General features: G+C 67.5%; 4 protein-coding genes. 2 read left to right on the top strand and 2 right to left on the bottom strand.

Annotation, left to right across the window (positions count from 1 at the left end; all coding sequences use genetic code 11):
* Both ACTS2Z_RS06275 and ACTS2Z_RS06280 read right to left on the bottom strand, forming a co-directional pair.
* On the bottom strand, positions 1-716 hold a 716-nt coding region (locus ACTS2Z_RS06275; RefSeq protein WP_442572364.1), incomplete at its 3' end, for an alpha/beta fold hydrolase.
* Positions 716-1,687 carry a hypothetical protein gene (locus tag ACTS2Z_RS06280; RefSeq protein ID WP_442572365.1) on the bottom strand — a complete coding sequence of 324 codons (972 nt, stop codon included), beginning with the start codon at positions 1,685-1,687 and terminating at the stop codon, positions 716-718. The genes ACTS2Z_RS06275 and ACTS2Z_RS06280, both read right to left, overlap by 1 nt.
* A gap of 280 nt (positions 1,688-1,967) precedes the next feature.
* On the opposite strand from ACTS2Z_RS06280, the gene ACTS2Z_RS06285 reads away from it, so the two are divergent.
* Together ACTS2Z_RS06285 and ACTS2Z_RS06290 are read left to right on the top strand one after the other, a co-directional pair.
* Positions 1,968-2,417 (top strand): energy transducer TonB, encoded by a 450-nt coding sequence (locus ACTS2Z_RS06285; RefSeq protein ID WP_442572366.1) that lies wholly within the window; start codon positions 1,968-1,970, stop codon positions 2,415-2,417.
* Between the two features lie 117 nt (positions 2,418-2,534).
* The coding region (locus ACTS2Z_RS06290) for a PAS-domain containing protein (protein ID WP_442572367.1) at positions 2,535-4,902 on the top strand (2,368 nt) is incomplete at its 3' end.

Here is a 4,902-nt window from a genome sequence, read left to right on the forward strand (position 1 = left end):
TGGGCCGCATAGTCGGCCCCGCGCGCGGCAAGATACGCCTCCACCCCGTGGGCATCGGGTGTGCCGGGCTGCGGCGCAGCAAAGCGCGCCTTGAACTCTTCGGGTGTGCGATAGGTGGTCATGGCAAGGCGGCGGGCGAGATCGACCCCGCCTGCCCCATCACCGCGCGCCAGCGCAAAGCCGACAATATCGCGCTGGATCGCCCGCAAGGCGCGCGTCATCGGATGGGGCGCCTGCGCCGCACACAGCACGTGCAGTCCCGTCACACGGTCCGGCGCACGTGCAGCGAGCGCCAGCGCGATCGTGCCGCCATAAGACGCCCCGGCGATCTGGAAGGTGTCGAACCCGGCTGCATCGGCCAGCGCCAGCAAGGCTTCCGCCTGATCCTCAACGCGCGGGAAGGGATGGATGTCCTCGGCCAGAAAGTCGAAGGCCAGCAGGCGGTGGCGCAGCGGATCCAGCGCCAGGCCGGGACCGGCAACACCCGGCCACCAGGCCTGCCGCTCGGCATGGTCACCCAGAAGGAAGCGATGCGCGGATATGCCCCCCAGAACGATCACGGGCGGAGCACCGGGAGGGCCATAGACACGTCCGCGCGCGGCAATGAACGCGCCGGAGGCGAGCTCCAGCGTGGTGATGTGATCCTCTATCGGAAAGCGACAGGCAGGCTCGGCGGGCTGCGCCGTTTCCTCGTTCACGAGAACAGCCGGACCCATTAGCCGCGCTCCGCCACCAGACGGGCAATATCCCCGGCCATGCTGGCTGCGGTCGGCACACCGCCTGCCCCCTTGCCCGTAAGGATGACGCCCGGCGCGCCATTGAGGCCAAGAACGACACCGTTGCCCTCGCGCTCGACCCGGTAGAACACGCTGTCCGCGCCGACCGTCTCGAGACGCACGGCCGCATGCACGCCGCCGCCGGAGCGCGCAATCCGGCCGATCTGGCGCACGCGCAGGCCCTCACGCGCGGCCTTGGCAGCAAGGCCCGGAGCGAGATCACGAATGGACTGGCGGGCGATGCTGGCCGGATCCAGATCAATGCCCCACGCCGCGCGGGCGGTCAGGACCAGCTTGGCCGCAGCATCATCGCCATCAAGATCAGCGCTGGGGTCTGCTTCGGCAAAGCCTGCGGCTTGCGCGGCGCGCACCGCGCTTTCCAGGGCTTCACCTCTGGCGAGGCGGTCCAGCACAAAATTCGACGTGCCGTTGAATACGCCCTTCACGGTCGTGATCTCGCGGCCCCGCGCGTTCAGCGCGCCAATCGTCTCCAGAACGGGTACCCCGCCGCCGACAGCGGCGCTGTAGAGGAAGGCGCGGCCCTTTTCCTTCGCCGTGCGCTCCAGATCCGGCCAGCGGGCGAGGATCGCCTTGTTCGCCGATACGACATGCGCACCGGCATCAACGGCGCGCTCCAATGCGCGCTCGGCATCGGCGCAAGCGGGAAGCGCGTCGATCACCAGCTCCGGCGACAGGTCCAGAGCCGCGTCGACACTGTCAAGGATACGCAAGCTGCCCAGACCCCGCTCGCGCCAGTGGCGCACCGCAATGCCTTCGAGCGCCACACCCTGTGGCAGGCGGCGTACAAGCGTGCCGCCAACCGTGCCACAGCCCAGCAGTACGGCGCGCATCGTGCGCGAACGCACCAGAACGGGGGCTTGCGGGCTGGAAACACTGTCAAACGGGGCCATGCCAATACCACTCTTTTCATCGTCACAAGGCGGGCGGACGAAATGCAAGAGCGCCGAAAGGCAAAGGGAAAACAGGACGGTAAGGCTCACACTTCCCCTTGTTGGGGAATGGGTTATGCGTCCTGCTCCGCTTTAGCTGCATTTGTTCCGCGCCCGCAAGCTGAAGCTCAAATCGGCGCAAGATCAGGACATAAAGATATCCTTATATGGTGTCAAGCGGGTTTTGATGCACTGCGTTTCAACGCTGGCAGGACCAGGCGCAGGCGCTAGTCTGCCCGCCATGATGCGCGCATCCTTCCTTGCCCTTCTGGCCGTCCCGGCCCTGCTCTCGGCCTGTGGTTCGGTGCCCTCGCCGATCAGTGACCCGAGGACGCGCGGGCCGTTCATGCCGCAATCGCAAATGCCGCTGATGCCCAATATCGCCCGCATTGCGCCAAGCGAGGGTTGTCAGGGCGAACCCTTGAGCGCGGTCAATGCGCCCTTGCCGGAATACCCGGCGCGCGGCTGGGCGCGCGGCGAGCAGGGCTGGTCCATCGTCCAGTTTGACGTGGTGCAGAGCGGAGCGGTGGAAAATGTCCGCATCGCACAAGGCGTTCCGGGCCGCTTCTTTGACCGCGAGGCCCGCCGCGCCGTCGAACAATGGCAGTTTGCACCCCTGTCGGAAGGCGCACGCCTGACCGGCTGCACCGTGATGTTCGAGTTCGTGCTGGGCCAGGTCCGCATACGCTGAAAACCTGTCCTCGCGTGCGGATTCACCTTCCGTTAGACTGTTGATTCGACCGGCCGCTCCGCTGCGCAAGGGCCACGCGCCGGAAGCCGCATTGCCGGGGCAGTGAAGGGGCAAGACATGATGGCCACCGAGCCGGCGCAACTGGCCACACTCATCGTTACAGGCGGGGCTGTCGGGTTTGCCGTGGCAGCCGCCCTGTGGGCCTGGCGCCTGACCGACGGGGTGCGCTCTGCCCGCGCCCACTGGATGAAGCGCGCCGCCTGGCTGGAAGACCGGCTCGCCCGCGCCGACAGCGTGTTCGGGGCGCATCCGGGCCTGGTACTGGTGTGGGAAACACCGCCCGATCCGGATGCAGAAGGCTGGTCCTCCCCGCGCGTTTTCGGCTCTCCGACCGCCCTTGCCTCTCTGGTGCAGTTTGCTGATCTGGGCATGGGCACGCTCAGCCAGCCCGACCCCGCCGCCGCGCTGCTTGACGGCATCGCCGATTATGAAGCCCGCTCGGCGGGCGGGGTGGAGACCACGCTGCGCCAGCGCATGAGCGAGCTGATGCGCGAGGGCAAACCCTTCTCGCTGACAGTTTCGGGCCCTTCAGGCCGCTTCATCGAGGCCGATGGCCGCCCGGCCGGTTCGCAGCTGGTAGTCTGGATCGCCGATTCCACCATTCGGGGCATCGAGGAATCCGGTGCCCGCGGCCGTCTGGAGGAAGCGCGCTCGGTCGTTGCCGAGGATCCGCTCGCCTTCCTCGACATGCTCGGCAAGGCACCCTTCCCTGCCTGGCGCATCAGCGCGTCGGGCCGGCTGCACTGGGTCAATGCTGCCTATGTCGAGGCGGTCGAAGGCAAGAGCATTGCCGATGTGATCGAGCGCCAGCTCCTTCTGGAGCCGGGCCTGCCTGCCCAGGCCGGCGAGGCGCTCAAAGCCGCCGCTCCTGTGGCGCATGTACGCGGCGCTGTCATCAAGGGCGAGCGCCGGGCGCTGGACGTGGTCGTGTTCCCGGTCTCGGGCGGGGTGGCCGGAGCCGCCTTCGACGTGACCCGCGGCGAGGAGGCGCGCGGCGCGCTCAAACGCTTCCGCGAAGCCCATGACGAGACGCTGAACCACATGGCCGAGGCGGTCGTCATCTTCGACCGCGCCAAGCAGCTCATCTTCTACAATCGCGCCTTTGCGCGCCTGTTTGCGCTGGAAGAAGCCTCGCTGATCGACCGGCCATCGCATGGCGCGCTGCTCGACCGGCTGCGTGAAAGCCAGAGCCTGCCGATCTCGGCCAATGCCGATTACAAGAGCTGGCGTGCCGGGGAGCTTGCCTATTACGAACGCCCGCCGGGAACCGAGACGCCGGACGAGCTGTGGCCGCTCCCCGACGGGCGCACGCTGCGCGTGGCGCGCCAGCGCCATCCGCTTGGCGGCGTGCTCCTGATCTTTGAGGACATGACCGACCAGCTCGCCCTGCAGGCAAACTACAACACGCTGATCAAGGTGCAGCGCGCGACGCTGGACCGGCTGCACGAGGCGGTCGCCGTGTTCGGCCCGGAAGGCGAGCTGCAGCTTCACAATCTGGCGTTTGAAACCCTTTGGAAGCTGTCACCGGAGCAGCTTGAGGGCGCAGACTTCAACGCCATTGCCGAGGCCTGCCACACCCTGCACCCGGACCGGGAGTCCTGGGACATGCTCAAGGCGCGCATCACCGACACCTCGCCGGAATCGCGCACCGCCAAGACCGGCGAGGTGCGCCGCTCCGACGGCGCGGTGCTGACCTGGCTCAGCCGCCCGCTGCCCGATGGCGCGACGCTGATCGCGTGGGACAACATCACCGACAGCCGCCGGGTGGAAGAAGCGCTGCGCGACCGCGCCGACGCGCTGGAAGCCTCTGAAAAGATCAAGACCGGCTTTGTCGGCCATGTCAGCTACCAGCTGCGCACGCCGCTCACCACGATTGGCGGCTATGCCGATTTGCTGGCGGGCGGGTTTGCCGGACCGCTGACCGACCGGCAGAAAGACCCCGTCACCGCCATTCAGACCGCTGCCGGGCAGCTTGCCAAGCTGATCGATGATATTCTGGACATTGCCGCCATCGATGCCGGTCAGCTGGAGCTGGATCTGGGCGATACGCGCCTCGATGAGCTGGCGAGCGATGCGGCAGGCCTCGTTGCCTCACGCGCCGAGCATGCCGGCATCGCGCTCAGCGTGGCCGCCGAGAAGGCAGCCCTGCCGGTGCGCGCCGATGGCGGACGCCTCAAGCAGGTGCTCTACAATCTTCTTACCAACGCGCTCGACCATGTCGACCAGGGCGGCAGGATCGAGCTTGGCGCCGAGGTGAAGGGCAATGATGCCCGGCTGTGGGTCGCCGATAACGGGACCGGCATCGACAAGGATCGGCAGGCGAGCGTGTTTGAACGCTTTGAGCGCGGCCAGTCCAACCGCGCCGGGGCGGGGCTGGGCCTCGCGCTGGTAAAGGAAATCGTGCGCCTGCATGGCGGCTGGGTGG

The organism is Glycocaulis sp. (assembly GCF_052168375.1).
Lineage (GTDB): Bacteria > Pseudomonadota > Alphaproteobacteria > Caulobacterales > Maricaulaceae > Glycocaulis.